General features: G+C 66.9%; 30 protein-coding genes. 12 read left to right on the forward strand and 18 right to left on the reverse strand.

Annotation, left to right across the window (positions count from 1 at the left end; genetic code table 11):
• Positions 1-13: 13 nt before the first annotated feature.
• The 8 genes from NJ1_RS00420 to NJ1_RS00455 form a co-directional block, all read right to left on the reverse strand.
• Positions 14-2,479 carry an NADH-quinone oxidoreductase subunit G gene (locus NJ1_RS00420; RefSeq protein WP_067685839.1) on the reverse strand — a complete coding sequence of 822 codons (2,466 nt, stop codon included), beginning with the start codon at positions 2,477-2,479 and terminating at the stop codon, positions 14-16.
• Positions 2,476-3,795, reverse strand: coding sequence for an NADH-quinone oxidoreductase subunit NuoF (nuoF, locus tag NJ1_RS00425; protein ID WP_067685841.1), 1,320 nt, complete (start codon positions 3,793-3,795; stop codon positions 2,476-2,478). The genes NJ1_RS00420 and nuoF overlap by 4 nt, the downstream gene beginning before the upstream one ends.
• Entirely contained in the window at positions 3,792-4,511 is a 720-nt protein-coding gene (gene nuoE / locus NJ1_RS00430; RefSeq protein WP_084477593.1) for an NADH-quinone oxidoreductase subunit NuoE, read from the reverse strand. Before nuoE ends, nuoF begins: the two co-directional genes overlap by 4 nt.
• The gene (nuoD, locus tag NJ1_RS00435) at positions 4,508-5,839 is read right to left on the reverse strand and encodes an NADH dehydrogenase (quinone) subunit D (protein ID WP_067685843.1); all 1,332 of its coding nucleotides are present in this window, start codon (positions 5,837-5,839) and stop codon (positions 4,508-4,510) included. Before nuoD ends, nuoE begins: the two co-directional genes overlap by 4 nt.
• Entirely contained in the window at positions 5,839-6,552 is a 714-nt protein-coding gene (locus tag NJ1_RS00440) for an NADH-quinone oxidoreductase subunit C (protein WP_067686763.1), read from the reverse strand. The genes nuoD and NJ1_RS00440 overlap by 1 nt, the downstream gene beginning before the upstream one ends.
• Positions 6,553-6,599: 47 nt before the next feature.
• Entirely contained in the window at positions 6,600-7,154 is a 555-nt protein-coding gene (locus NJ1_RS00445) for a NuoB/complex I 20 kDa subunit family protein (protein ID WP_067685844.1), read from the reverse strand.
• Between the two features lie 71 nt (positions 7,155-7,225).
• Complete coding sequence (locus NJ1_RS00450) at positions 7,226-7,606, reverse strand: NADH-quinone oxidoreductase subunit A (protein WP_067685846.1); 381 nt, start codon at positions 7,604-7,606, stop codon at positions 7,226-7,228.
• 385 nt (positions 7,607-7,991) lie between these two features.
• The gene (locus tag NJ1_RS00455) at positions 7,992-8,411 is read right to left on the reverse strand and encodes an Rv3143 family two-component system response regulator (RefSeq protein ID WP_067685848.1); all 420 of its coding nucleotides are present in this window, start codon (positions 8,409-8,411) and stop codon (positions 7,992-7,994) included.
• 225 nt (positions 8,412-8,636) lie between these two features.
• Here NJ1_RS00455 and NJ1_RS00460 point away from each other — a divergent pair, with 225 nt between their 5' ends.
• Positions 8,637-9,854, forward strand: coding sequence for an FHA domain-containing protein (locus tag NJ1_RS00460; RefSeq protein WP_067685850.1), 1,218 nt, complete (start codon positions 8,637-8,639; stop codon positions 9,852-9,854).
• A 68-nt stretch (positions 9,855-9,922) separates the two neighbouring features.
• Positions 9,923-11,293 (forward strand): dihydrolipoyl dehydrogenase family protein, encoded by a 1,371-nt coding sequence (locus NJ1_RS00465; protein WP_245717152.1) that lies wholly within the window; start codon positions 9,923-9,925, stop codon positions 11,291-11,293.
• Positions 11,294-11,400: 107 nt separating this feature from the next.
• Here NJ1_RS00465 and NJ1_RS00470 read toward each other — a convergent pair whose 3' ends face one another.
• The gene (locus NJ1_RS00470) at positions 11,401-12,369 is read right to left on the reverse strand and encodes an SDR family NAD(P)-dependent oxidoreductase (protein ID WP_157573663.1); all 969 of its coding nucleotides are present in this window, start codon (positions 12,367-12,369) and stop codon (positions 11,401-11,403) included.
• 446 nt (positions 12,370-12,815) lie between these two features.
• Here NJ1_RS00470 and NJ1_RS00475 point away from each other — a divergent pair, with 446 nt between their 5' ends.
• Both NJ1_RS00475 and NJ1_RS00480 read left to right on the forward strand, forming a co-directional pair.
• A complete protein-coding gene (locus NJ1_RS00475; protein WP_067685854.1) occupies positions 12,816-13,286 on the forward strand; it encodes a hypothetical protein in 471 nt (156 codons plus the stop codon).
• Between the two features lie 146 nt (positions 13,287-13,432).
• Positions 13,433-14,236 (forward strand): maleylpyruvate isomerase family mycothiol-dependent enzyme, encoded by an 804-nt coding sequence (locus NJ1_RS00480; RefSeq protein WP_067685856.1) that lies wholly within the window; start codon positions 13,433-13,435, stop codon positions 14,234-14,236.
• A 54-nt stretch (positions 14,237-14,290) separates the two neighbouring features.
• Here the strand turns inward: NJ1_RS00480 and NJ1_RS00485 are convergent, their stop codons facing one another.
• Positions 14,291-14,896, reverse strand: a complete 606-nt coding sequence (locus NJ1_RS00485; protein WP_067685858.1) for a TetR/AcrR family transcriptional regulator — start codon at positions 14,894-14,896, stop codon at positions 14,291-14,293.
• A 138-nt stretch (positions 14,897-15,034) separates the two neighbouring features.
• On the opposite strand from NJ1_RS00485, the gene NJ1_RS00490 reads away from it, so the two are divergent.
• From NJ1_RS00490 to NJ1_RS00500, 3 genes are all read left to right on the forward strand, one after another.
• Positions 15,035-15,469, forward strand: coding sequence for a nitroreductase/quinone reductase family protein (locus tag NJ1_RS00490; protein WP_084477597.1), 435 nt, complete (start codon positions 15,035-15,037; stop codon positions 15,467-15,469).
• 166 nt (positions 15,470-15,635) lie between these two features.
• Entirely contained in the window at positions 15,636-16,424 is a 789-nt protein-coding gene (locus tag NJ1_RS00495; protein ID WP_067685860.1) for a CPBP family intramembrane glutamic endopeptidase, read from the forward strand.
• Positions 16,425-16,485: 61 nt separating this feature from the next.
• Positions 16,486-17,268 (forward strand): alpha/beta fold hydrolase, encoded by a 783-nt coding sequence (locus NJ1_RS00500; protein ID WP_084477598.1) that lies wholly within the window; start codon positions 16,486-16,488, stop codon positions 17,266-17,268.
• Positions 17,269-17,403: 135 nt separating this feature from the next.
• On the opposite strand, the gene NJ1_RS00505 is transcribed toward NJ1_RS00500, so the two are convergent.
• The gene (locus NJ1_RS00505; protein ID WP_067685864.1) at positions 17,404-17,745 is read right to left on the reverse strand and encodes a hypothetical protein; all 342 of its coding nucleotides are present in this window, start codon (positions 17,743-17,745) and stop codon (positions 17,404-17,406) included.
• A gap of 175 nt (positions 17,746-17,920) precedes the next feature.
• Between NJ1_RS00505 and NJ1_RS00510 the strand changes: the two genes are divergently transcribed.
• From NJ1_RS00510 to NJ1_RS00520, 3 genes are all read left to right on the forward strand, one after another.
• On the forward strand, positions 17,921-18,487 hold the full coding sequence (locus tag NJ1_RS00510; protein WP_067685866.1) for a TetR/AcrR family transcriptional regulator: 567 nt from the start codon (positions 17,921-17,923) through the stop codon (positions 18,485-18,487).
• Between the two features lie 253 nt (positions 18,488-18,740).
• Positions 18,741-19,178, forward strand: coding sequence for a hypothetical protein (locus NJ1_RS00515; protein WP_067685868.1), 438 nt, complete (start codon positions 18,741-18,743; stop codon positions 19,176-19,178).
• Positions 19,179-19,375: 197 nt separating this feature from the next.
• Positions 19,376-19,870 (forward strand): hypothetical protein, encoded by a 495-nt coding sequence (locus NJ1_RS00520; RefSeq protein ID WP_067685870.1) that lies wholly within the window; start codon positions 19,376-19,378, stop codon positions 19,868-19,870.
• 172 nt (positions 19,871-20,042) lie between these two features.
• Here the strand turns inward: NJ1_RS00520 and NJ1_RS00525 are convergent, their stop codons facing one another.
• Positions 20,043-20,231: a MerR family DNA-binding transcriptional regulator gene (locus tag NJ1_RS00525; protein WP_067685872.1), complete on the reverse strand. Its 189-nt coding sequence runs from the start codon at positions 20,229-20,231 to the stop codon at positions 20,043-20,045.
• Positions 20,232-20,300: 69 nt separating this feature from the next.
• Here NJ1_RS00525 and NJ1_RS00530 point away from each other — a divergent pair, with 69 nt between their 5' ends.
• On the forward strand, positions 20,301-21,248 hold the full coding sequence (locus NJ1_RS00530; protein WP_245717153.1) for an AEC family transporter: 948 nt from the start codon (positions 20,301-20,303) through the stop codon (positions 21,246-21,248).
• Here the strand turns inward: NJ1_RS00530 and NJ1_RS00535 are convergent.
• The 6 genes from NJ1_RS00535 to NJ1_RS00555 form a co-directional block, all read right to left on the reverse strand.
• On the reverse strand, positions 21,232-21,843 hold the full coding sequence (locus tag NJ1_RS00535; protein WP_067685874.1) for a dihydrofolate reductase family protein: 612 nt from the start codon (positions 21,841-21,843) through the stop codon (positions 21,232-21,234). The genes NJ1_RS00530 and NJ1_RS00535 overlap by 17 nt on opposite strands.
• A gap of 70 nt (positions 21,844-21,913) precedes the next feature.
• The gene (locus NJ1_RS00540) at positions 21,914-22,762 is read right to left on the reverse strand and encodes a helix-turn-helix domain-containing protein (protein WP_067685876.1); all 849 of its coding nucleotides are present in this window, start codon (positions 22,760-22,762) and stop codon (positions 21,914-21,916) included.
• A gap of 171 nt (positions 22,763-22,933) precedes the next feature.
• The gene (locus NJ1_RS00545; protein ID WP_157573664.1) at positions 22,934-23,302 is read right to left on the reverse strand and encodes a hypothetical protein; all 369 of its coding nucleotides are present in this window, start codon (positions 23,300-23,302) and stop codon (positions 22,934-22,936) included.
• A gap of 325 nt (positions 23,303-23,627) precedes the next feature.
• A complete protein-coding gene (locus tag NJ1_RS38630) occupies positions 23,628-23,777 on the reverse strand; it encodes an ATP-grasp domain-containing protein (protein ID WP_218025098.1) in 150 nt (49 codons plus the stop codon).
• 86 nt (positions 23,778-23,863) lie between these two features.
• Positions 23,864-24,370 carry a DinB family protein gene (locus NJ1_RS00550; protein WP_067685880.1) on the reverse strand — a complete coding sequence of 169 codons (507 nt, stop codon included), beginning with the start codon at positions 24,368-24,370 and terminating at the stop codon, positions 23,864-23,866.
• Between the two features lie 28 nt (positions 24,371-24,398).
• Complete coding sequence (locus NJ1_RS00555) at positions 24,399-24,764, reverse strand: VOC family protein (protein ID WP_067685882.1); 366 nt, start codon at positions 24,762-24,764, stop codon at positions 24,399-24,401.
• A gap of 208 nt (positions 24,765-24,972) precedes the next feature.
• Between NJ1_RS00555 and NJ1_RS00560 the strand changes: the two genes are divergently transcribed.
• Positions 24,973-25,437 (forward strand): ATP-binding protein, encoded by a 465-nt coding sequence (locus NJ1_RS00560; RefSeq protein ID WP_067685884.1) that lies wholly within the window; start codon positions 24,973-24,975, stop codon positions 25,435-25,437.
• Positions 25,438-25,439 lie beyond the last annotated feature (2 nt).

Below are 25,439 nucleotides of genomic sequence, written 5' to 3' on the forward strand. Positions count from 1 at the left end.
TGTCGCGTAGAGCTCACTCACGGTGGTCTTCCCTTCGGATGCGCACGAGGTGGCCGGGTGTGGTGCCGAGCTGCACCAGCACGTCGGAGCCGGGGGAATTCATGGGCAGCCACACCACGCGATCGGGCATCTCGGTGATGACCAGCGGCAGGGTGATGTGCCCGTGGTCGTTGCCGACCGTGACGGGATCGCCTGTGGTGGCGCCGATCTCGGCCGCGGTGACCGGCGAGAGCCGCACCACGGGGGTGCGCGCGGTGCCGGCCAGATTGGGCTCACCGTCCTGCAACCGGCCCCTATCCACCAGCATGCGCCACGAGGACAGCACGGCGGTACCCGAGGACGGCTGCGCGATCGGCTGCGGGCGGTGCACCGGGGTGTCGGCGGGCTGACCGTCCCACACCCCGAGGTCGGCCAGTTCGGCGCGGGCGCTGGCCGCGTCGGGCAGGCCGAGCCGGATGCCCATATCGTTCGCGATGGCGTCCAGCACCCGGTACTCCGCCAGCGGTGCGGCCTCACGCCGGACCGTGGAATCGCGCAGGGCGGCGTCGAATTGGCGGTGACGGCCCTCCCAGGTGAGGAAGGTGCCGGTCTTCTCCATGGCCGAGGCCACCGGGAAGACCACATCGGCGCGATCGCTGATATCGCTGCGCCGCAACTCCATGCACACCACGAAGCTGGCGGCGTCGATGGCGGCGAGCGCGGCGTGCGGATCCGGCAGATCGCCGACCTCCACGCCGCCGATGAGGATCGCACCCAGGGTCGGGGCGGCCGCGAGGATGGCGGCGGTGTCGCGGCCGGGGGTCGACGGCAGTTCCTCGACGTTCCAGGATTCGCGAACCTGTTGGCGTGCGGCCGAATCGGCGACCGGACGGCCGCCGGGCAGCAGCACCGGCAGTGCGCCGGCCTCGAGTGCGCCGCGCTCACCGGCTCGCCGCGGGATCCAGGCGAGCAGGGCCCCGGTGTCGTCGGCGAGACGGGCGGCGGCCGAGAGACCACCGGGAATGCCGCCGAGTCGTTCCCCGGCCAGGATCAGCGCGCCGGGCTCGTGCAGCAGGGTCAGGATTTCCCGGGGCAGCCCGTGCGCGAGCGACCCGAACTCCGGATCCCCGGCCCGGATCGCCTCCAGCACATGGGCTTCCGTGCCCGGTGCGGTGGTGAGCAGGCGGCCCGACATCCGCTCCAGGCCGTTGCTGGCGAACGGCGCGAGCGAGAAGACCCGGGTGCCGTTCTTGCGGGCGGCTTTGCGCAGCCGCAGGTAGACGATCGGCGACTCCTCCTCGGCCTCGAAGCCGACGAGCAGCGCGATCGGCGCCCGGTCCAGCGCCGCGTAATCGACCGTCAGACCCTGGCCCGCGATTCGCGCGGCCAGGAAATCGGCCTCTTCGGCGGAGTGCTCGCGCGCGCGGAAGTCGATGTCGTTGGTATCCAACGCGACTCGGGCGAACTTGGAGTACGCGTAGGCGTCCTCCAGCGTCACCCGGCCGCCGACCAGAACACCGGCATTGCCGCGCGCCGAGGCCAGTCCGCGCGCGGCGGCATTGATGGCCTCGGACCAGGACGCCGGCTGCAGCGTCCCGTCCCAGCTGCGGACCAGGGGAGTGGTGAGCCGATCCGGTTCGGTGGCGTAGGCGAACGCGAAACGGCCCTTGTCGCAGTTCCATTCCTCGTTGACCTGCGGGTCGTCACCGGCCAACCGGCGCATGACCTTGCCGCGCCGGTGATCGGTGCGCTGGGCGCATCCCGAGGCGCAGTGCTCGCACACCGCCGGGCTGGAGACCAGATCGAACGGCCGTGCCCGGAACCGGTAGGTACTCCCGGTCAACGCGCCGACCGGGCAGATCTGCACGGTGTTGCCGGAGAAGTAGGAATCCATCGGCGCTCCCGCGGCGATGCCGACCTGTTGCAGCGCACCACGATCCATCAATTCGATGAACGGATCGCCCGCCACCTGCTGGGAGAAGCGGGTGCAGCGCGCACACAGCACGCAGCGCTCGCGATCGAGCAGGATGGCCGAGGACAGCGGGATCGGCTTGGGATAGGTGCGCTTCTCGCCGTCGAACCGGGACTCGGCCCGGCCGGTGGACATGGCCTGGTTCTGCAGCGGGCATTCCCCGCCCTTGTCGCAGACCGGGCAGTCCAGGGGGTGATTGATGAGCAGCAGCTCCATCACCCCCTCCTGGGCCTTGGCGGCGACGGGTGAGGACAGCTGGGTGGTCACCACCATGCCGTCGGCGACCGTCATGGTGCACGAGGCGACCGGCTTGCGCTGCCCCTCGACCTCGACGATGCACTGGCGGCAGGCGCCGACCGGATCCAGCAGCGGATGGTCGCAGAACCGCGGAATCTGAATGCCGATCAGCTCGGCCGCACGGATCACCAGCGTGCCCTTGGGCACGGAAATCGTGGTGCCGTCGATGGTCACGCTGACCATATCGGCGGGCGTCACGCCACTGGTGTTGGAATTGGCTATCGCGGTCATCGCACTCCTTCGGCCCAGACGGTGGTGCGGGCCGGGTCGAGCGGGCAGGCGCCGAGGCGGATGTGCTCGGCGTACTCGTCGCGGAAGTACTTCAGGGAGGAGAAGATCGGGCTGGCGGCGCCGTCACCGAGGGCACAGAACGATTTGCCGTTGATGGTGTCGGCGATATCGAGCAGCTTGCCCAGATCGCTGTCGGTGCCCCGGCCCTGTTCGATGCGCTCGAGCAGCTGGACCAGCCAGTAGGTGCCCTCGCGGCAGGGGGTGCACTTGCCGCAGGACTCGTGGGCGTAGAACTCGGTCCAGCGCAGCACGGCGCGCACCACGCAGGTGGTGTCGTCGAAGATCTGCAGTGCCTTGGTGCCCAGCATGGATCCGGCGGCGGCAACGCCCTCGTAGTCGAGCGCGACGTCCAGGTGCTCCCGGGTGAACAGGGGAGTGGAGGAACCGCCCGGGGTCCAGAACTTGAGTTCGTGTCCCGCGCGCACGCCACCGGCGTGGGTCAGCAACTCCCGCAACGTGATTCCCAGCGGCGCTTCGTACTGGCCCGGTCGCCTCACGTGACCCGAGAGCGAGTACAGCGTGAACCCCGGCGACTTCTCGGTGCCGAAGGACCGGAACCATTCCACGCCATTGGCGAGAATGCTGGGCACCGACGCGATGGACTCCACATTGTTCACCACGGTCGGGCAGGCGTAGAGGCCCGCGACCGCGGGGAACGGGGGCCGCAGTCGCGGTTGGCCGCGACGGCCCTCGAGCGAATCCAGCAGCGCGGTCTCCTCGCCGCAGATGTACGCGCCCGCACCGGCGTGCACGACGATCTCGAGGTCGTAGCCCGACCCCTTGATATCGCGCCCGAGCATGCCCGCCTCGTACGCCTGCTGGACCGCGGCCTGCAGACGTCGCAGCACCGGCACGACCTCACCGCGCACATAGATGAACGCGTGCGAGGCCCGGATCGCGTACGACGCGATGATGACGCCCTCCACCAGCGCGTGCGGGGAGGCCAGCATGAGCGGAATGTCCTTGCAGGTACCGGGTTCCGACTCGTCGGCGTTGACCACCAGGTAGTGCGGTTTCGTGATGCCGTCCGGACCGGGGCCCTGCGGGATGAAGCCCCACTTCATGCCGGTCGGGAAGCCCGCGCCGCCGCGACCGCGCAGACCGGAGTCCTTGATCGTGGCGATGACGTCGTCCGGCTGCATGCGCAGGGCCTTGGCCAGCCCGCGATAGCCGCCCTGGCCGCGGTAGGCGTCCAGGGTCCAGCCGTTCGGATCCGCCCAGTGCTTGGACAGAACGGGGGTCAGAGCGGTTGTCACTGGGCGCCTCCGGTCGAATCCTGTTCGGCCACTTGCAGACCCGCGAGTGTCGCCGGCCCCGCGGCCCCGTCCGTCGCGCCCGGACGCGGATCCGGATACCCGGCCAGGATGCGCGCGGTCTCGCGGAACGTGCACAGCGGCGCACCGCTGCGCGATCCGGTGACGTCCTCGCCGCGGCGCAGTGAATCCACCAGTCCGCGTGCGGATTCCGGTGTCTGGTTGTCGAAGAACTCCCAGTTCACCATCATGACCGGCGCGTAGTCGCACGCCGCGTTGCACTCGATGTGCTCGAGGGTGACCGCGCCGTCGGCGGTCGTCTCCCCGTGCCCGATTCCCAAGTGCTGCTTCAGATCGGCCATGATCTCGTCGCCGCCCATGACCGCGCACAGCGTATTGGTGCACACCCCGACGTGGTAGTCGCCGGTGCGCGAGCGCCGGTACATGGAGTAGAAGGTGGCCACCGCGGTCACCTCCGCGTCGGTCAAACCCAGCTGCTCCGCGCAGAATTCGATCCCGGTGCCCGAGACGTAGCTCTCCACCGATTGCACCAGATGCAGCATCGGCAGCAGCGCCGAACGCGGATGCGGGTAGCGCGCGATGATCTCCCGAGCCTCGAGTTCGAGCCGGTCGTGCACCTGCTGCGGATACGGGATGGGGCGCACGGTGAGATTCAGCAGAATCGGCGCGCTCATTGCTTCGGTTCGTTCCAAGGTCATCGGTCCACCCCACCCATCACCGGGTCGATACTCGCCACTGCGGCAATGACATCCGCGACCAGGCCGCCCTCGCAGGTCGCCGCGACGGCCTGCAGATTCGTGAACGAGGGATCGCGGTAGTGCACGCGATAGGGCCGCGTGCCACCGTCGCTGATCATGTGCACGCCCAGCTCGCCGCGCGGAGACTCCACCGCCACGTACACCTGGCCCGGCGGGACCCGCAGGCCCTCGGTCACCAGCTTGAAGTGGTGGATGAGCGACTCCATCGAGGAGCCCATGATCTTGGAGATGTGCTTGGGGGAGTTGCCCAGCCCGTCCGGGCCCAGCTCCAGATCCGCCGGCCAGGCGAACTTCTTGTCCTCCACCATGATCGGGCCCGGGCGCAGCTTGTCCAGGCACTGCTCGACGATCTTGAGCGACTCCTTCATCTCGTTCACCCGGATGAGGTAGCGCCCGTAGCAGTCACAGCCGGTGTCGACCATGACGTCGAACTCGTAGTTCTCGTAGCCGCAGTACGGCTGCGCCTTGCGCAGATCGTGCGGCAGACCGGTGGAGCGCAGCACCGGGCCGGTGATGCCCAGCGCCATGCACCCGGTCAGGTCCAGGTACCCGACATTGCGGGTGCGGGCCTTCCAGATCGGGTTCTCGTTGAGGAGCAACTCCATGTCCCGCAACCGCTTCGGCATGAGCGCCAGCAGATCGCGGACCTTCTCGACGCTGTCCTCGGCCAGATCCTGGGCCAGGCCGCCGGGCCGGATGAACGCGTGGTTCATCCGCAGGCCGGTGATGTTCTCGAACACGTCGAGAATCAGTTCGCGTTCGCGGAAGCCGAACAGCATCGGGGTGAGCGCGCCCAGCTCCATTCCGCCGGTGGCCAGCGCCACCAGATGCGAGGAGATCCGGTTGAGCTCCATGAGCATCACCCGGATGACGCTGGCGCGCTCGGGTACGTCCTCGGTGATGCCGAGCAGCTTCTCGACGCCCAGGCAGTAGGCCGTCTCGTTGAAGAACGGTGAGAGGTAGTCCATCCGGGTCACGAAGGTCACGCCCTGCACCCAGTTGCGGTATTCGAGATTCTTCTCGATACCGGTGTGCAGATAGCCGATGCCGCAGCGGGCCTCGGTGACGGTCTCGCCCTCGATCTCGAGAATGAGCCGCAGCACCCCGTGTGTGGAGGGGTGCTGCGGGCCCATGTTCACGACGATCCGCTCTTCGGCGGCGCCGTCCAGGCTGGCGGTGAACTCGTCCCAGTCGTTGCCCACGACGGTGACGTCGCGTTCGGGTCGCTGGGTGTGCTCGCGCGGGGTGTCGATGCCGATGTCGTTCATCAGGAGTAAGACCTCCGCTCGTCGGGCGGCGGGATGCGCGCGCCCTTGTATTCGACCGGGATTCCGCCGAGCGGGTAGTCCTTGCGCTGCGGATGCCCGCGCCAGTCGTCCGGCATGGCGATGCGGGTCAGCGAGGGGTGACCGTCGAACAGGATGCCGAAGAAGTCGTAGGTCTCGCGCTCGTGCCAGTCCGTGGTCGGATACACGGAATACAGCGAGGGGAGATGCGGATCCGCGTCGGGGATCGAGACTTCCAGCCGCACCCGGCGATTGTGGGTGATGGAATTGAGGTGATAGACCGCGTGCAGTTCCCGGCCGGTGTCCTCCGGATAGTGCGCGCCGTTGACCCCGAGGCACAGCTCGAAACGCAGCGCGGCATTGTCCCGCAGCGTCTTCGCGACCAGCGGCAGATGCTCGCGGCGCACGTGCAGGGTGAGCTCATCGCGGAAGACCACGATCTTCTCGATGGCCTCCTCGAACGGCGAGCCCAGTGCCTTGCGCAGCAGGGCGACCAGCTCGTCGAAGTAGCCGCCCCACGGCGGCGGGGTGCCGCCGGGCAGGCGCACGGTGCGGCTCAGCCCGCCGTAGCCGGAGGTGTCACCGGTGCCCGAAACGCCGAACATGCCCTTTCGCGTCCCGATTACTTCATCGTCGGGGGCGGAGGGCACCTCGGGTTCTGTTGTCTCGGTGCGGTTTTGGTTCTTCGGATCCACGACGGTCGCCTCCGGAGGGCTTTCCGTGCCGGACGGTGTATCGAACGTCATCGCAACAGCCCCTTCAACTGGATAGTGGGGGTGCTGGCGAGTGCGGCGGCCTCGGCGGCGCGCACGGCCTCCTCGCGATTGACGCCGAGCGGCATTTCCTGAATCTTCTCGTGCAGCTTCAGGATCGCGTTCAACAGCATCTCCGGCCGCGGCGGGCAGCCGGGCAGGTAGATGTCGACCGGCACGACGTGATCGACGCCCTGCACGATGGCGTAGTTGTTGAACATGCCGCCCGAGGACGCGCAGACACCCATGGCCAGTACCCATTTGGGTTCGGTCATCTGGTCGTAGACCTGACGCAGCACCGGGGCCATCTTCTGGCTCACCCGGCCCGCGACGATCATCAGATCGGCCTGGCGCGGCGAGGCGCGGAACGCCTCCATGCCGAAGCGGGCGATATCGAAGCGGCCACCACCGGTGGCCATCATCTCGATCGCGCAGCACGCCAAGCCGAATGTGGCCGGCCACAACGAACTCTTGCGCAGATAGCCGGCGAAATCCTCTACCGTGCTCAGCAGAAATCCACTGGGCAGTTTCTCTTCGAGACCCATGTCGGACTACTTCTCCCGTGGCTCATCCCCGCGAAAACGGGGAGCACTTGTCGAAAATCCCCCTGCGCGAATCAATCCCAGCTGAGGCCGCCTCGCCGCCATTCGTAGGCGTAGGCCACCGAGACGTTGAAGATGAACAACGCCATCGCCGCCAGGCCGAACAGACCCAGCGAGTCGAAGTGCACGGCCCAGGGGTACAGGAAGACGATCTCGATATCGAAGATTATGAACAGCATCGCGGTGAGGTAGTACTTCACCGGGAAGCGTTGTCCCCCAGTATTTCCCGGGCCGCCGCCGACGGCGTGCGGAGTGGGTTCGATACCGCATTCGTAGGGCTCGAGCTTGGCTCGGTTGTAGCGTTTCGGGCCGACGAGGGACGCCAGACCGATGGAGAACAACCCGAACGCGGCGGCAACCGCGCCGAGTACGAGTGTCGGAACCTCGATATTCACAACGGCACTACCCCTCCTGCACGCTGGACGCACGGGCTATGTGCGCAACTGGACGGCAATCGCCGAGGCGGGCTGACATCGTCGTCTGCCGGGCCAGTTCCACCCCAGGGCACCGCTCATCGAGGGCACGGACGTTCGGGGACTGACGCGGAAACTACATTGATGCCTGGGCCCGCGCTCGTGTGAGCTACGGCACAGCCTACAACTCAGCCGTGAAGATACATGACGTTTCGCGATGGTGTTTGATCGAATTCGGAATGGTCTTTTATGACCGATTGGACGGAATCGCGAACGTCACGTGACACAGATTTCCCCTGGTGCGGGGACGGGTGAGCGAGGTATTCCGGCGGCGATCACCGCCGGTGTGAACCGCGAGAACGCGGGGTCAGGCCGCGGAACGACCGCGCAGGACGCCGAGTACCGCGTCCGTGAGGCGGATCGGGTCGATCGGATGCGATACCGCGGCATCCGCGCGCGACCAATTCGCCAGCCAGGCGTCGTCGGGACGGCCGGTCAGCACCAGGATCGGGGGGCAGTCGTCGATTTCGTCCTTGAGCTGTTTGGCCAGCCCGAGACCACCGGTCGGCGCGGATTCGCCGTCCAGAATGGCCAGATCCAGGTCATGGGCGTCCATGTGCTCGATCACGACCGATCCGGTTGCCACCTCGAGATACTCGATCGCGGGTAGATCCGGGTGCGGCCTCCTGCCCAACGCCAGCATGACCTGGCTTCGAGTATCGGCATCGTTGCTGTACACCAGCACCCGCAAAGCGGCGGAACGCTTCGTATCGGCCACGCCCCGCATGCTACGGCCCTGGTGGCGATCCTCGTGGCAGCTTCGCTCGAACTGCTGCGCGCGTCGCGGAAAGCCGTGCCGCCCAATGAGTTGACGGCTGTCGAACCGAGGAGCAGAACCGGTAACATCCGGCAAATGAGAGGAAACGCCGCTCGGGGACGGAACGAAACCCGTGCGCGGCCCGATGTTCGGGCAGGGACATTCGCCGACCCTTTCCGATGAGAGTTGGCTGCCGTGAGTGCTGGTGCGCAACACCGTGAACGTTCGGTGACCTCGGCCCTGCGCCGCAAGGCCGGGGTGGTCGCCGGGCGGGTGGAAGTGGTGCCCGGCGGCCATCTCGTCGCATCCGTCGACGGCGTCATCGTTGTTGTCGCACACCGCGATCCGGAACCGGTGACCGCCGACTCGCGATCGATGATGGTGCTCGAGACCGTCCTGCGGCTGGTCCGCGACTCCGCCTCGCGGGAAACCCGGCGTACCGGACGGGCCTTCGCGCAATCGGTCAGCGACTGGATCATGAACCGCGACGACGAGGACCGCATCGAATTCGGTGTGCTGACACCGGGGACCCGCGGATTGGCGGTATTCCTGCACGGCAACGTGACCGCCGTGCTCGACGGCGACCGCAAGGAAGTACTGCACGGGCGCGACGCCGGATTCAGCGTCGATCGCATGGTCGTGCCCCCGCCGTCTCACGCCGCCGCGGTGTTCGTGGACGAGGAGCATCCTCGCGACGATCTGCCCGCACCCGGCATCTGGTCCTTGACCGAGGGGCGCATGCCCGGTGCGGGGGCGGTCGCGTGGTTCACCGAGACGCCCCCGAACCCGTCGGAGCAAGGTGCCGCCGCACGGTCGACCACAAGCTCGGCCGCGGGCGAGCGAACAGCGGACCAGACCCCGCTCTCCCTCGACACGGGGGATTCGGGTGGGCGCGAGGCGAACCCGGTCGAGTCGGATCGAGCGCGGCAGCCTCGCGGGTGGCCGAGTGTTCGGGTCCGGGGATACGAATGTCCTCGGCACCATCTGAACGATCCACGCTCGACATCGTGCGGGGTGTGCGGATATCGGATCGATCAGCTGTCGGGGGTGCCGGCCGAGGGAGTTCGGCCGTCCCTGGGAATGCTGCGGCTCGACGACGGGAGCGCGTATCCGCTGGACGCGGATCTGGTGATCGGACGGGAACCGGAGTTGTCGGCGCAGGTACGGCATGGGGCGAGGGCGGTTCGGGTCGAGGACGGCTCCGGTGGCATGTCCCGCGTGCACGCGGAGATCCGGCTGGTGGGCTGGGACGTGACGGTGCTGGATCGCGGTTCGGCGAACGGCACCCATGTCCGCTCACCCGCCCGCCCGGAATGGACGCGGGCCACCCCCGGCCACCCCGTGATCCTCGCCGCCGGCAGTCAGGTGCTGCTCGGCGGTCGAATCTTCACCTTCGACTCGGCCGGTGCCTGAGGGGAATATCGCCGATCGACTCGAGTAGCGTCTGTGGGGAGACACTCGACGATCGTGAGGAGAACGCCGTGCCTGCCGAGGCTGTGGATGTCGTGGTGATCGGAATGGGACCGGGCGGGGAGGACGCGGCGACCCGGCTCGCCAAAGCCGGACTCGCGGTGGTCGGTGTCGAAGGCCGGCTCGTCGGCGGTGAATGCCCGTACTACGCGTGTGTGCCGACCAAGATCATGGTCCGCGCGGCCGGCGCGCTGGCCGAGGCGCGACGGGTGAACGGACTCGCGGGATCTGCCACGGTGCAGCCGAATTGGGATCCGGTCGCCGCGCGGATTCGCGACGAGGCGACCGATGACTGGGACGACACCGTCGCGGTGGAGCGCTTCGAGAAGGCGGGCGGCGCCTTCGTGCGCGGCTGGGGCCGGATCTCCGCGCCCGGCGAGGTCACCGTCGCGACCGACGCCGGTGACCGGGTGTTCCGCGCGAACAAGGCGATCGTCCTGAATCCCGGTACGGCTCCGGCGGTTCCGCCGCTGCGGGGCTTGGCCGGAACCCCGTACTGGACCAACCGGGAAGCCGTCACCGCCACCGAGGTCCCCGATTCGCTCATCGTGCTGGGTGGAGGCCCGGTCGGCGTCGAGTTCGCGCAGATCTTCGCCCGATTCGGTGCGAAGGTCACCGTCGTGGTGCCCCGGCGGTTACTGCCGCAGGACGAACCCGAGGCGGGGGAGTTGCTGGCGAAAGTTTTCGAGGCCGAGGGCATTACGGTCCGCACCGGCGTGCGCGGCACGGGTGTCTCCCACGACGGCGGTGCATTCGCCCTCGAGCTCGACGGCGGTGAAACCCTTCGCGCGCAACAACTCCTGATCGCGACCGGTCGGCGTACCGACTTCGCGGCCCTGGGCATCGGTGCCATCGGCCTCGACGAGTCCGCCAAATCCATTGCGGTGAACGAGCACATGCGCGCCGCCGACGGCGTCTGGGTGATCGGCGATGTCGCGGGTCACGGTGCCTTCACCCACATGTCCATGTATCAGTCCCGAATCGCGGTGCGGGACATCCTCGGTGAGCCCGGTGCTCCCGCGGACTACCGAGCCGTTCCCCGGGTGACGTTCACCGACCCCGAAATCGGTGCGGTGGGCCTCACCGAAGAGCAAGCGCGTGCGGCCGGATTGACCGTCCGCACCGGCATCACCGACCTCACCACCTCGACTCGCGGCTGGATTCACAAGGTGGGCAACGCCGGTTTCATCAAACTCGTCGAAGACGCCGACCGAGGTGTCCTGGTCGGCGCCACGTCCGCGGGCCCGGACGGCGGTGAAGTCCTGGGCGCGCTGGTCGTCGCCGTGCATGCCCAAGTCCCCACCGCGACCCTCCGCGAGATGATCTACGCCTATCCGACGTTCCACCGCGCCATCGAATCCGCTCTGGACGCGCTGGGGTGAGCTGCGAACCGGATGGTTCCCTGCTGTCGCGGGGTTCGTCGATCCCGGAGAACCGCGCTGTCGCAGTGTGATTGCCGCCGTGGGTGCCGGCCACGGCGGCCCAGGAGCTAGTTGTTCGCGGGTGCGGGCTGTGCCTTCTCGGCACCGGTGACCGGATTCTTGCCGGGAGGCGGGGTGGCCGGGAGGGGCGCCTTTTCGGGCATGTAGAGGTGGACCTGGTTGAGGCTGTAGTGGGCCAGGCCGGGCAGGAGCCGGTTGAACCAGATGCACAGCGCGCCGTGCAGGTTCTCCAGATGGTCGGGGCGGCGAATGATGGCATCGACCAGCATGTCCACGGCGGCATCGGCGGACAGGGCCTTGTAACCGCTCCAGCCCAGCGCCGCGCTCATATCGGTGGCGACCAGCGGGAGCCGGACATCGGTGAAAGCGACTCCGTCGGAATAGCATTCGTTGGCCGCGATCCGCATGACCGCCTCGAGGGCGGCCTTGGAGCCGACGTAGGCGGAGAAGCGCGGAATGTCGGTGATCACGCCGAGCGAGGAGCTGGACACGATATGACCCGAGCCGCGGCGGCGCATCTCGGGCAGGAAACGCAGGATCAGCCCGACCGGCGCGTAGTAGTTGATCCGCATGGTGCGTTCGAAGTCGTGCAGACGGTTTTCGGACTCGGCGAGCGAACGGAAGATGGACCGGCCCGCGTTGTTGACGAGAATGTCGGGGGCGCCGAACTCGACGAGCACCTCGTCCGCGAACTTCTCCACACCCTCGGAGGTGGACAGGTCGGAAGTGATCGCGAACGCCTGCCCGCCCCGCTCGTGAATCTCGGCGACCAGTTGATCCAGTTCGCTGGTGCGGCGGGCGGTGACGACGACGGTCGCTCCCGCCTCTGCCACCCGCAGGGACAGCGCGCGGCCGATTCCGCTGGAGGCCCCGGTGATCACCACGGTCTTGCCGGCCACGCGATCACGCAGGGACGGCGCGAAAGGGTTCGGCAAACGGTGCGGCACAGTCAAGACGTTGATCACCTGCCGGGTCAATTCATGCTGGACTCCTGCGAAGATCTTGCCTATGCTCATCATCCCACTACACCACTTCCGAAGATCGAAATACTCTGCGCGACTATGATATTCGATCTTGGGGACTTCGCGCGCTCCAGGTGTCTCCGGGTGGGCTCCGGTCGAGTGCCTGCGTGCGGGCACACACTCTCGGAAAGTGCCGGGATCAGCGAACCAGTCCTCGCAGCTACTGCGCGCAGTCGTCCGTGCGCATCGGGAATTTCCGATCACCGACGCCGCACGACACCGTGTCTCGGGAGCGCGAACCGGAAAGTGTCCTCGCGCCAACGCTTTCTGCCGGTTGCCTGCCGCGGTCGAGCGGCGGCCACCCCGCGATGCGGCAGGGCGGTCACGGGGCACTGCGCGCGCAGGTGGTTTCGAGCGGCGGCGGGCGTGGGCGACGGATGCTCTCGTCGTCGGTGCACGCATGTCGTCGGCCTGGCCCCGGCCTGTCGTTAGAATCGCTCATGACGCCGAGAGAACTGTTCTTCCAACTGGGAGCCGATCGCCGGCGACAGGTTCACCTGTCGTTGTGCCAGGATGCCCTGACGACCTGGGTCGCCTACGCCGGGGCCGCGCGGTCCCCGCTGCGGTACCGCGACTCGGTCGTCGGGATGCGGCACCGGGTGGATGTCGAGCTTCCGGCCGACGCCCTGCGCTCCGCCTGCGCCGGTGTGGATCTCGCGGATATCGCCACCCGATATCTCGAGCCCATCACCGCCCTGCAAGACGACGATCTCACCTTCCCCGACCCGGTCGAGTTCGCCTACTACGCGATCTACAACTGCTTTCGCAAATATGTTGTCGGTGAGGACATCTCGGAGTGGCTGATCGTCAACCAGGCGCTGTCGGCCCACGACGACGCCGAAGCGGCATCACGCCTGACGCGCACGATCGACGAGATCGGCCCGGCCGCGAGCGGGAACGGCGACCGGTGAGATGCCGGTCGGCATCGCTGTACGGCGACCGTCGATTGCGACCGAGGGGCCGATCTCGCAACCGATGAGAAACCTGCCCGGCACCGATGAATTCGGCCGACCCGGCCAGTCGTATCCAGCAACCCGACGCTACGAAAGGACAACCGATGACCGAGTTGACCGCCGAACGCACCCGGCAAGCAATCGTCGAACACACCCGAGCCCTGGCGGACGCAGCCGCCGCGGCCGGCCCGGATGCCGCCGTGCCGACGGCCCCGGACTGGACCGTCAAGGATCTCGTCGAACACGTGGGCCAGACCCAGAACTGGGTCGCCGAGATCATCGAGCGGCGCATCGGCGACCCCACCCAGTTGCCCACGGAGATGGCCGAGCTTCCGGCCGACCCCGCGGAGTGGCCGGCCTGGCTGGAGGAGTCCGCGCAACGGGTGGCGAATGCGTGCTCCGACGACGTGCTCGACGCGCCGGTGTTCAACCCCGCTACCGACGGGCGGTCCGGGACCCGATTCTGGCTGTCCAGCATGCTCAACGAGGCGGTCGTGCACGGTGTCGACGCCGCCACCGCGGCGAAGCGACCGGCCGATATAGCCCCCGACATCGCAGCCGCGCTCATCGCGAACCACTTCGCGATGCTCACCTCGCCCACGTGGGAGATGCAGCGATCCGAGTCCGCGCACGCCATTCGCGGCGCCGGAGAGCGACTGCAGTGGCTGGCCACCGACGTCGCCGATGACTCGGGCGCATGGCTCGTCGAGCGACGGCCGGACGGAGCGACCTGGCGCCCCGGCGCCCAGCAGGCCGACGTGACGGTGAGCGGCCCGGCACGATCGTTGCTGCTGATCCTGACCCGACGACTCTCCCTCGGCGTTCCTCAGCCCGCCGACATCACCATCGAGGGTGACCCCGCCCTCGCTCGGCACTGGCTCGACAACACCGCCCACGTCAGCGGCTGACGAAGCGAAAGTCCGACGGAGCCATCGAGATTGCGGCCGATGCCGCGCGTACCGCTACTGCGTCACGGGGGACTGCCCGGCCAGCGCCGGTGCGACCCATTGGGTCAGGTACGCGCGCAGGTCCGCACCGCGTCGCGGTGGCCGTCCGGGATCGATGACGAACGACTGGACGATGCGAAGCATGTGTTCGACCAGCTGGTCCAGGTCGGTGATGCCGGTCCGGGCCCAATCGACCGAATACCGTTGCAGCATAGAGCGTCCGAAGGCCAGGGCGGTGTCGGAGGTGACACCGGCGGAGAACGCGCTGGCGCGCCCGGGGGTCAGCAGCAGATTGAGGTAGGGCTCGTCGGGCAGCCGCTCGAGGGTGTAGGCGATGCCCTCCACCACGGCGGTGGCGGGATCGGCGATATCGCTCAGATGCTCGGCGAGGACATCCAGGAAGTGCCCGGCCTGTGCGACGGCCGTGGCGCGCAGCAGCGCATCGACACCGGCGAAGTAGCGGTACACGGTCTGCCGGGTCACGCCCAGGTCGCGGGCGATCTCGGCGAGGGTGAACTCGGTGCCGGATCGGTCGATCGCCGCGCGGGCGGCGGCCAGAATCCGGGTGACGGCTTCGTCGTCGTCGACGGGCGTCACGCCCGCCCATCCGTGGGTGCGCACCGGATTACCCCGCCTCCTGCTCTGCGTCGATGGGAAATCGAGCGTACCGGTCGGCGAAGGGGCGTCGCCTTCCGTCCTTGACCATACACATGATGCTAGTTGTATGGTCTTCCTATCTGTCGCACGGAAGGAACACCCATGGCCGCCGTTATTCCGCCACGCCCGAAACAACTCGATTCACCCGTTCTGCCGAAGATCTTCAAACACGTGGGCAAGGCGCAGGTGTGGGTCTACCGGCGCACCGGAGGGCGGATCGGCGGGAAGTGGCGGATCGGCGCCGGATTCCGCAAGCCGGTCCCGACCCTGCTGCTCGAGCATCGGGGCCGCAAATCCGGCGCGGCCTACACGACGCCGCTGCTCTACATCACCGATGGCGCCGACACGATCATCGTCGCGTCTCAGGGCGGGCTCCCCAAACACCCGCAGTGGTACCACAATGTGCGCACGCACCCGGACACGCATATTCAGATCGGACGCGAGCGCCGTCCCGTGCACGCGACGACCGCCGACGCCGAGCAACGTGCCCGGTTGTGGCCGTTGCTCGTCGAGGCATACGCGGATTTCGACACCTAACAGGCATGGACCGAGCGCGAGATTCCGGTGGTGATCCTGCGCGACCGCCTGGTGACCGACTGACGTTCGCCGAGCCGAGCAGGGCCGGAGTTGTTGCGGGCCTGCCGGATCGGCGCGGCATCGCCCAAATCGGACATTGCGGTACGCGTAACACTATATTTGCTGGATGAGTACCACGGATGTCTCGCCGTCTTCGGGCACACCCGGACGGCATCTGTCGTATCCGCTGTTCGCGGTGATCGTGGTGGTGTACCTGGTGATCATCCAGGGCGGCGGGTTGTGGCTGACCGAGCTGGTCGGTGAGGACGATTTCCTCACCACGCGCGGGCTCCTCTACGGCATGATCATCCCGCTGGGCGTGGCATTGGCCTTCACCTACGGGGTGATCTCGTATCTGGGCTGGTTGCGTCCGGTGCTGCGCGATGATCGCCCGACCCGGCCGTGGGTGCGCGTCGTGCCGATCGTGTTCCTCGTCGCGATCGCCTCGGGCATCGATTACAGCGCCCTGGCCGAGAAGGGCTGGGTGTACGTGGTGGTGCTGCTGATCGGCACCCAGTTCGTGGGCTGGGGTGAGGAGGGCATGTTCCGCGGCATCGGAGTCACGGTGCTGCGGCGGCACGGACTCACCGAAGGCCGGGTCGCGCTGTGGTCGAGCGTCATCTTCGGTGCGGTGCATCTGACAAATGTTGTCGGCCATGGCATTTCGGCGCTGCCGCAGGCCATCGCGGTCAGCCTGGCAGGATATTTCTTCTACCTGATCCGGCGAGTGAGCCGCGGCAATGCCGCGAACTCGATCATCCACGGCCTGTTCGACTTCTCCTTGCTCAGTGGTTCGGCGGTCCTGGCCGATCAGGAGCCCTATGTCGGATCGCTGGTGCCCGTGCTGGTCTACCCGGTGCTGGCGATCATTCTGCTCGTGAAGCGGCACGATATCGAGCCCGCCGCCACGGCGTAGCGATCGATTCGCGGCGGCGGCCGGCCTTCCCGCCGCGGCACGAGCATGCGAAGCTCACTTCGTGATCCCCGAGAGGCCCCCGCTCGTCCTGCTGCACGGAATTACGATGTCCGCCAAGGCTTGGCAGGATGTCACCCCTTTGCTCACGCCCCATCTCGAGGTGATCGCGCTGACGGCGCTGGGACATCGCGGCGGTGCGCCCGTAGTACGCCGCCCGGCCGTGATCGGTGACCTGGTCGACGACGCGGAACGGGTCCTGGACGACCTCGGGGTGGAACGAGCTCACCTCGCGGGGAATTCGATGGGCGGGTGGATGGTTCTCGAACGCGCTCGGCGCGGTCGCGCGCTCACCGTATGCGCGCTCTCGCCCGCGGGTTTCTGGGACGCGGGCGCTGCGGGACAGAGCACCGGGGTTGCGAAGCTGCGCAGGATGATCGGACTCGCCCGGCTCACACCGTGGCTGCAACCTCTGGCGATGCACTCTCCGATCGTGCGGCGAGTGGCGCTGCGCGACATCGCTCGTCGCGGCGACCGCCTCTCGGCCGCACAGGCACTCGACGCCGCGCGGGACCTGCTCGGTTGTGCGGTCGCCGATGACCTCCTCGGCAACCACGATCAGATCGCGCCCCTGGACCCACTGCCCTGCCCGGTCACGCTCGCCTGGTCGGAACGAGATGCCATCCTGCCCGTCGCGGTGAACGGCACGATCGCCCGCGAACGAATACCGCAGGCACGCTTCGAAATTCTGCCCGCCGTCGGGCACGTGCCGATGATCGACGATCCGGCGCTCGTCGCCCGGACAATCCTCGCCGGTACCGGGGTGCTCCCGCTCGATCGCGTCTAGTCCGTCGACGGAGCGCGCACGAGTGTGCCGCGATGATCGGTGTCAGGCCGGATGCGCGCCGGTCGCCGAAGGGCTCGGCGACCACCACCGGCCAGTCGCAGTGGTCGCCGAGCGGTACGGAGTCGCGGTATCGGATCAGGCGAGCGCACCGACCGTCACCGCGTTCGGATCCAGGATCGGATCGTCGATCACGATCGTGAGCTGATAGGTGGGATCCTGTGCCGCCTGCTTCGCATAGCGGGAAATGGATTGCCCGAGAGCGGTTTTGGCTTGCGGAGTGAAGCTGGGCGGCAGCTGGCCGAGCGCGGCCCCGAGACCCATGGTGTCGATCGCTGCGGATTCGCTCTGGGAGAAGGTGATCGTTACGTCGCCGGAAGCGGGAGTGGCTGCGAGTGCCGAGGCGGTCGCGGCCGACAGTGTGGTGGCCGCGCCGGTTGCGGTGAGCGTGAACACGATGCGCAGCGTGGATGCGAACAATGAGTGCTCCTGAAATCGCCGTTGTGGGTTGGTGGTGAACTCGGGTGCAGTCCTACCTCGCCCATGTGGACTTCGCCTTCAGCCACGCGGTACCACCGAGCATCGGTTCGCATATTGCGCACCGCCTTTTTTAGAATTAAGGTTCTAGTATCTGAAATCTAGGTTTGGACGGGCTATGGGACGCGCAGCGAAGTACGACAGCGAGGCGATCCTGGACGCGGCGCTGACTCTCGTCGCCGAAGGCGGGCCACAGGCGGCGACGATCGGTGCCATCGCCGGTCGTCTGGGTGCTCCGACCGGCTCCATCTATCATCGTTTCGCCTCGCGGGAGTTGATCCTGGCCGAGTTGTGGATTCGCGAAATCGGGCGCTTCCAAACGGGTTTCATCCAAGCGCTCGACTCGGGTGATGCCGAGGCGGCGGCGCTGCACGGTGTGCGCTGGAGCCGAACCCATACCGCCGAAGCCACGGTGCTGATGCTCTATCGGCGCGAAGATCTCTGCGATCGCTGGCCCGCTGAGCTCGGCGCGCGATTGCGGACGATCAACGACTCGGCGGCGGTGGCGTATCGCGGATTCCTCGCGCTCCACCCCGATATCGACCCCCACCGCCTCGATTTCGCGATATTCGACCTGCCCTTCGGCGCGGTCCGTCGACACCTGGCCGAGGGGAGGCCACCACCGGGATGGACCGATGACCTGGTGCGCGTCGCGGTGAAATCCATACTGGAGCAACCACGATGAGGAGTCGATCCGAGTGTGGCGAGCCGGGACCTTCCTCGATGCCGAGCGTCGTGATCGATTCACCCACTGCTGCCGCGCCCTGCGCCGATGAGGGCGGTCGACAAGACGCGGGCGCGGTGTCGGCGTCACCGGTGCGAGCGAGGGATATCCCGAACTCGCCGGTCGTCGACTGGCTCGGGCCGACGTTTCCGCAGGCTACCGGGGCGCGATTGGTGCGCTCCTTCGAGATACGAACAAGACTTCGGGAGGGATCATGATCGAACGGACACCCCGGCTGGGACGAGTCGATCGATCGTCGAGCGCGCTGTTGCGCTGGGTGACAGTCGTATTCGCGATCGCGTTGACAGTGCACGCCGCCGACCACCTTCGACGCGGCATGAGCAGTGTGTCGATGCTGGTCATGGCGCTCGGCACGGTTCAGATGGCGGCGGCGGTAGTGACCGTGGTGTGGGTGTTCACCCGGCATCGATGGGCGCCACGCGCTGCGATCTGGGTGGGATTCCTCAGCGCGGCCGGATTCGTGGTCGTACACCTGTTACCGGATTGGTTCGGACCACTCAGCGACAGCTTCATCAACCCGCCGCCCTCGGCGGGTGTCACCGGATTCTCCTGGTTCGCAGCGCTGTTCGAGATCGCGGCGGATCTTGCCATCGCGATCGCGGGCCTGTACGCCCGGAAGGACTGGCACTGACGCGTCCTGGCCGGGTCGCGTCGCCGCCGAAGTGACGCCGTTGGCGCACCCGTTGCGCCGACTCCTTGCTGCGAGGCAACCTTCGACCGCACATTCGGTCGTATCCCGGAGACCGAACCTCGGCGGTGTCGGCGTGCCCCTGAAATTGAGGGCGCGGGAAGTCATAACGCAATCCGGGTACGGAACGACAGACGGGCATGAGCCTGAAAAACGTTTCCCTGCAACAGTTCACGTTCCGCACGGGTGTGTTTGCGACGGCGGTGGTGGCCGCGTGCAGCGGGTTCGCCGGTACCGCCGGCGCCAACTCGAACGATCCGGTCGCCCAGTACACCTCGACCCTTACCCGGGTTCCGGGACCCGACTGTGCCGCGATCATCCGTGCCGAGACCGTGCCGCAGCCGCAGTCCGGTGTGTTCGGTGTTCGGGTGAAGATCACGCAGACCGGGGATTTCTGCTCCGCCTACTACCTCACCGTGCATTGGCGGAACCTCGACACCGGGTTGACCAGCGGACAGTCACAGCGCGTCGAAGGCACGTCGGTGGTCGGCCTGCCGGACAACGTGATCACCGGCATGGGTATGGGGCCGGGCGCCGGGAAGGTGGAGTCCTGGATCGACACGTACTCCGAGGTATACCCACAGAACGTGGATCTGGAGCACCTCGCGGGCCGCACGACCTTCACACTGGGCTGAGCGCGCAGCGAAACCCACCGTTGAGTCGGCGTGCAAGAGCCGCTCTGCGAGCCACCGAACGCGCGCTGTTCGACCCTGTCGACAAGGATCAGTGCTGCCCTGGCTGAACCCTTGTCGGCAGGGGGAATGCTCGAGCACCACAGGCCGGATATCGAGGCCGAACTCGATCCGGTTATACCGACTCGAGGCGCTCGATCGCGGTAACGTCGAAAAGCCGGTACCCACCGGCCGATCGCGCGATGGGCGGCACCGCTCCGATATCGGCCCGGAACCGGGTTGTCCGCGCGGACAACCCGGTTCGCTTTGCCAGCTGTCCGACTGTGAACAGATCGGTGTCTTCGTGCACGACACCAACCTGCACCTTCCACCCACTGTCAGGTCAACTCGAAACGGGTGGCGCTAGGTTGGGCGTTCGGGAGGGGTGTGGGTGGTGACCGGCCTGATCGCCATGGTCGGCAAGCTCGCACCGATCGTATTCGTGTTCGCGGCCGGGGTGTATTTCGCGCGTCGCGGGATCATCGACGCGAGCGTGTCGAAGGCGTTCTCCGAGTTCGCATTCCGCTTCGCGATCCCCGCGTACCTGCTGGTCAGCCTCTATCGCGCGGACCTGCGCAGGGTGTTCGACGTGCCGGCGCTGGCGGCCTACACCGTGACCGCCGCGGTGGGGGCGATCATCGTCGGGGGCGTCGCCTGCGCTGGCGGGCGGAGTGCGCGCCAAGGCGCGCTGCGGATCATGGCCGCGTGTCAGGTGAATACGGCCTACGTCGCCATCCCGGTGTTCACGTTGCTGTTCAACGATGTGACGCCGATCTTCCCGGTCGTCCTGCTTCAGGTATGTGTGCTGACCACGGTCGTGATCACGATCATGGAGACCGCGCCAGCCGGGGCGGATACCGCTGCGGGCGGGGTGTGGCGGGCGGTGTCGGCGGCGCTGACGACTCCCGTGGTGGTGGCCTGCTGGGCGGGCATCGCCGCGAACATCGCCGATCTGCCTGCGCCGCAATGGATGGTGGACAGCTTGTCGATGGCGGGCACCGCTGCCTCACCGGTCGCCTTGTTCGCGCTGGGCCTGCACACGGGCGGTACCGGTATGCGCCTGCGCAGTGCCGACAGCGATGAATACTGGCTGATCGGTGTCAAGTGCCTCGGATTCCCACTGCTGGCGTACGCGTTGGCGCGCTTCGGATTTCACCTCACCGCGCCGTGGCTGGGATACATGGTGATGATCGCGGCGATGCCGAGTCCGCAGAACCTGTTCATCCTCGCTCAGGCCTATGACGTCGATGTCGACCTGGCCGCCGCGGTGGTCGTCAAGAGCACCGTTCTGGCTCTGCTGCTGCTACCGGTCTGGGCGACTCTGATCAGCGCTGGACTGTGAACTTCAGGTGCAGAACTCCGCTGCCCTGGATGAGCAGGTGGGGATCCTCGAGCAGATGCTGGCCATCGACACTTCCGAAGTAGCGTTTGCCCGACCCGAACACCACGGGCACGACATCCATCGCCTCCTCGTCCACGAGACCGGCGGCGAAAATCTGCCCGCCCACCTCCCCGGCATTGACCGCGACGACTCGGTCCCCGGCGAGCTTCTGGGCTTCGGCGATCGCCGATACGGGGTCGTCGACGAAATGGTAGGACGCTTCCGGATGCCAGCCCTCGGGCTTGGGCCGGTGCGACACGACCACCACGTGCTCGCCGGTGGGCGGTCGGCCCTCCCAGCCGTTCACCAGGTCGAAAAGGTTGCGGCCCATCACGATTACGCCGATCGACTCCCACATGCCACGGACGTACCGGGCCGACTCGGTGGAGACCCTGAACCCGTGTCCGCTGCCCGAATGGTCGAACTTCTCGTCGTCGACCGCGGTGATCGGGGTGTCTCCGTCGAAGTACCAGTTGTGCAGAGGCCCGACATCGTCGTTCTTGTCGGCGATGAAGCCGTCGACCGATACCGCGTTGTGCATGATCACTGTTCCCATGGATCCTCCTCGAGTCTCTCCCGTTCACTTGCGATCTTGTCGTCCGCCGGGCGCGCGGTCTTGTAGAAAATCACTCGGCGGGCATCGGCCCATTGTCCGGTGGGAACTCACGGTCGGCGGGGAACCTGCGCCGCAGCGCGAGATACTCCGTGGGAGTGTGGCCCGTGAATTCCTTGAACTCGCGGCTGAAATGGGCCTGATCGAAGTAGCCCGCCGAGTGAGCGAGCTCCGCCCAGTCGACCGGACCCAGAGCGTCCACCGACACGATCGACCGTGCGAAGCGGTACATCCGCGCCACCCGCTTCGGAGTCACCCCGACATGTGACTTGAATTGCGCCGCAAGGTGATTGACGCTCACACCCGCAGCGTCGGCGAGCGCACCGACGGATACCGCGCCGTAGGAATTCTCCAGGCGCGGTCCCGTGTGCCGGACCAGGTCGAAACCGCGCGGCGAGGTCTCGGTGAGCCGCGCTCGGAGCTCACGCTCGAGCACCTGCAGTATCTCGGGAGCGTGCCGGAGGTCGCCGATCCGATTGCGGATCCGATCCGTGAGGGACCGCTGCCAGAGGGCGTCGAACGGCACCGTCCGGTCGCACAGCTCGGACGCTGGAACGTCGACGAACGGCGCGATGCCCCAGGGCTTGAAATGCACTCCGACAATCCTCACCGACGCCGGGTACTCGACGAGGACACGCGTGGTCCTGGTACCCATGAACCATCCATCGGTGAGAACCATCGGGTCCCCGTCCGAGGATCCCCGGTCCCACAGTCGCGCGGGATCGCCGAGATTGATGAGCAGGTGTGCCGACGGCATCGGCGGAACATTCATCGACCTGTGGCGCGGTGCTCCCGTGAGGCAGTAGATGTCGTCGATGAACTCGTCCAGAGGCGGAGCGGGCACCCGGCCGACATATCGCATGGCTACAGCATTGCCGATCGCGCCGACACGGACCGGACAATCCGACACCGATCGAGGTGCGGCGCACGGAAATGCCGGCGTCTGCCGACCCGGGCCGGACTCGTGGCCTGCGGGTCCGGCAGTGCCGAGTTCCGCGCACGGGCGGCGATCCGGGTCGGAATCAGACTGTCGTCAGTGGAAGAGTGCGTCGATGACCACGACCGATCCGGCGCCGCCGCTGCCGCCGCCGACCGATCCGGCGTTGGCGATCTGGCGGGTGCCGAGCACGATTTGCTGACCCGCGCCCGGGCCGCTCTGCACGCCCAGGGTGCTGATGGCGTTCTGGCCCACCGGTGAGGTCACCCAATTGCCCGAGACGACGCTGACGCTGCCGTCGGACCAGGCTATGGAACCGCTGGCGGGATTGCCGCCCGCACCGGTTCCGGAGTTGCTGCCGGTGACGATATTGAACGGATAGCTGATGTTCAGCATCCCACCGGAGACACCGGGCATCTGCGCGCTGCCGCAGTCGGTGAGCCCGCCCGTCACATTGGTATTCATTCCTACGCTGCCACTACCTGGAACGTTGGTGGTGGTGAGTTCACCGCCGTAGCATCCGCCGTACACCAGATCGGCCGATGCGGGGGAGGCCAAACCTGTCAGCAGTGGAAAAGCAAAAGTCGCACCGATCAAAACCGCAGTAGAGCGTTGTAATCGCATTCCGGTACCTTTCGCCGCGATGCCTGAGCGCATCTCGTTTCAAGTACGAACGACATATCCATCGTATGCCCGTATTCGGGGTATGCGCTCGAAAAGCCTTTTACCCACCGCACATCCATACCCGCCGCTGAATCGCATCGCTGTAATTCGTGACGCCCCGCACCCCTCACACATCCGCACGATCGAGAGCCTCGGCTTCCATCGCGGCGATGAAATCGGAGACCTTCGAACCATAGATTCCCCAACTGTTCACGCCGCCGATTTCGACAAGGCGCAGGACATCGCCGGTGTCGATACCGATATCGACGGTGACCACAGGGTATTCGTGAGGGCCGGTCGAAGGTGATGTCGGATTCGTTGGCCCGGTTGACTATTCGAGGGTCTCGTTCGGTCGCGCCGGTGCTAATCTCCGGTGCGGCCGTCGATGCGTTCGCGGAGGAGGTCGGCGTGGCCGTTGTGGCGGGCGTATTCCTGAATCATGTGGGTGAGGATCCAGCGGAGGCTGTAGCGGTCGCCGGTGGGCTCGTCGACGCCGAAGGTGTCGAGTGATTCGCAGGCGTCGGCGATCTCGCGGGATCGTGTGTAGGCGTTGTGCCACAATCGGAGTGCTTCGTCCGCATCGGCGTTGTCGACCTCGAAATCGGTGCCGTCCGGAGCGTCGGCCTGCCAGTACTCGAACGGGGTATTCGATCCGGAGAGAATGCGGCCGAACCAGCCCAGTTCGACGTCGGTGAGATGACGGACGAGGCCGAGCAGTGACAATCGCGACGGTTCCACGGCCCGCAGGCGAAGTTGGTCGGCGGTGAGTCCGGAGCACTTGCGGGCCAGTGTTTCTCGATGGAATTCCAGGACTTCGGTGAGCGTCTCGCGTTCTCCGGGTAGCTGCTGGTTCTGTTGTGTCGAGTTCACCCGTTCATAGTGCCGGTTTCGATCTCGCTCAGTCGAGGCAGAATTCGTTGCCTTCGATGTCCTGCATCACGAGACACGATTCGTTGACGCCATCGGCGCGCAGCAATCGCACGCGAACCGCGCCGAGCGCGACCAGTCGTGCGCATTCGGACTCGAGTGCTTCCACCCGTTCGTCGCCCACCAGTCCGGTGCCGACTCGCACGTCGATGTGCACCCGATTCTTCACGACCTTGCCTTCGGGCACGCGCTGGAAGTACAGACGCGGGCCCACACCAGCGGGATCGGCGCATGCCCTACCTCGGTGCTCGTAACCCAACACCTCGGACCAGAATCGAGCGACGCGTTCGGGTTCCGCGCAGTCGAAGGTGACCTGGATCTGCCTGACCGATGTCATGGGTCCACCCTAGAGCGGACCAGCGAGTCGTTTCCATTTCAAATCCACACGATCGCAATGCAATACACGCCGTGGCCCGGGTAGGGGGATCTCCGAACGGGGACGGCAGAATGGGACCACCCGACCGGCGCGCGCCCGCCGGCCGGGGCGATCGCCGGGGCCGGACCGGGCGCGGGTACCGTGAACTGCCGATAACGAAGAGGATGCAATGGGTGCAGCGTCGCAGAGCTCGGGCACGGCCGATCGCGATCCCGTGATTGTCATCGATCTTGATCTCACGTCGCTCGAGCAGGTCCGAGCCCAGGTGCGCCGGCTGTTCGGCACCCGCACCGGAGTCGTGGTCGATGACGCGGTCCAGGTAGCCGACGAGTTGGTGAGCAATGCCCGCCGGCACGGCAGTCCGCCTCGCAGCTGTCGTTTGATCATGCTGAACGCGCAACGACTACTGCGCATAGAGGTCGAGGACAGCTCACCCGTCGCACCCACACAACGCGCGCGAGACACCACCGGCGGCCTGGGAATGGTGCTGATCGACCGCCTCTCCCACTCGTGGGGCGTGATTCATCACGAGAACCACAAGACGGTCTGGGTCGAAATCGCGACGGACCGGCCCGGTGCCCTGCACATGGCCGTCGCGGACACGCCGGAAAACCCGGAGCCGGACCTCGGCTAGGG

The sequence above is a fragment of the Nocardia jejuensis NBRC 103114 genome, from assembly GCF_001613145.1.
Lineage (GTDB): Bacteria > Actinomycetota > Actinomycetes > Mycobacteriales > Mycobacteriaceae > Nocardia > Nocardia jejuensis.

Bases quoted from the DNA above. Each gene is read 5' to 3' on its own strand.
- NJ1_RS00420 (WP_067685839.1), bottom strand. From the start codon at position 2,479: ATGACCGCGATAGCCAATTCCAACACCAGTGGCGTGACGCCCGCCGAT.
- nuoE (WP_084477593.1), bottom strand. From the start codon at position 4,511: ATGACCTTGGAACGAACCGAAGCAATGAGCGCGCCGATTCTGCTGAAT.
- nuoD (WP_067685843.1), bottom strand. From the start codon at position 5,839: ATGAACGACATCGGCATCGACACCCCGCGCGAGCACACCCAGCGACCC.
- NJ1_RS00445 (WP_067685844.1), bottom strand. From the start codon at position 7,154: ATGGGTCTCGAAGAGAAACTGCCCAGTGGATTTCTGCTGAGCACGGTA.
- NJ1_RS00455 (WP_067685848.1), bottom strand. From the start codon at position 8,411: ATGCGGGGCGTGGCCGATACGAAGCGTTCCGCCGCTTTGCGGGTGCTG.
- NJ1_RS00470 (WP_157573663.1), bottom strand. From the start codon at position 12,369: ATGAGCATAGGCAAGATCTTCGCAGGAGTCCAGCATGAATTGACCCGG.
- NJ1_RS00475 (WP_067685854.1), top strand. From the start codon at position 12,816: ATGACGCCGAGAGAACTGTTCTTCCAACTGGGAGCCGATCGCCGGCGA.
- NJ1_RS00480 (WP_067685856.1), top strand. From the start codon at position 13,433: ATGACCGAGTTGACCGCCGAACGCACCCGGCAAGCAATCGTCGAACAC.
- NJ1_RS00490 (WP_084477597.1), top strand. From the start codon at position 15,035: ATGGCCGCCGTTATTCCGCCACGCCCGAAACAACTCGATTCACCCGTT.
- NJ1_RS00495 (WP_067685860.1), top strand. From the start codon at position 15,636: ATGAGTACCACGGATGTCTCGCCGTCTTCGGGCACACCCGGACGGCAT.
- NJ1_RS00510 (WP_067685866.1), top strand. From the start codon at position 17,921: ATGGGACGCGCAGCGAAGTACGACAGCGAGGCGATCCTGGACGCGGCG.
- NJ1_RS00515 (WP_067685868.1), top strand. From the start codon at position 18,741: ATGATCGAACGGACACCCCGGCTGGGACGAGTCGATCGATCGTCGAGC.
- NJ1_RS00520 (WP_067685870.1), top strand. From the start codon at position 19,376: ATGAGCCTGAAAAACGTTTCCCTGCAACAGTTCACGTTCCGCACGGGT.
- NJ1_RS00535 (WP_067685874.1), bottom strand. From the start codon at position 21,843: ATGGGAACAGTGATCATGCACAACGCGGTATCGGTCGACGGCTTCATC.
- NJ1_RS00540 (WP_067685876.1), bottom strand. From the start codon at position 22,762: ATGCGATATGTCGGCCGGGTGCCCGCTCCGCCTCTGGACGAGTTCATC.
- NJ1_RS00545 (WP_157573664.1), bottom strand. From the start codon at position 23,302: ATGAATACCAATGTGACGGGCGGGCTCACCGACTGCGGCAGCGCGCAG.
- NJ1_RS00555 (WP_067685882.1), bottom strand. From the start codon at position 24,764: ATGACATCGGTCAGGCAGATCCAGGTCACCTTCGACTGCGCGGAACCC.
- NJ1_RS00560 (WP_067685884.1), top strand. From the start codon at position 24,973: ATGGGTGCAGCGTCGCAGAGCTCGGGCACGGCCGATCGCGATCCCGTG.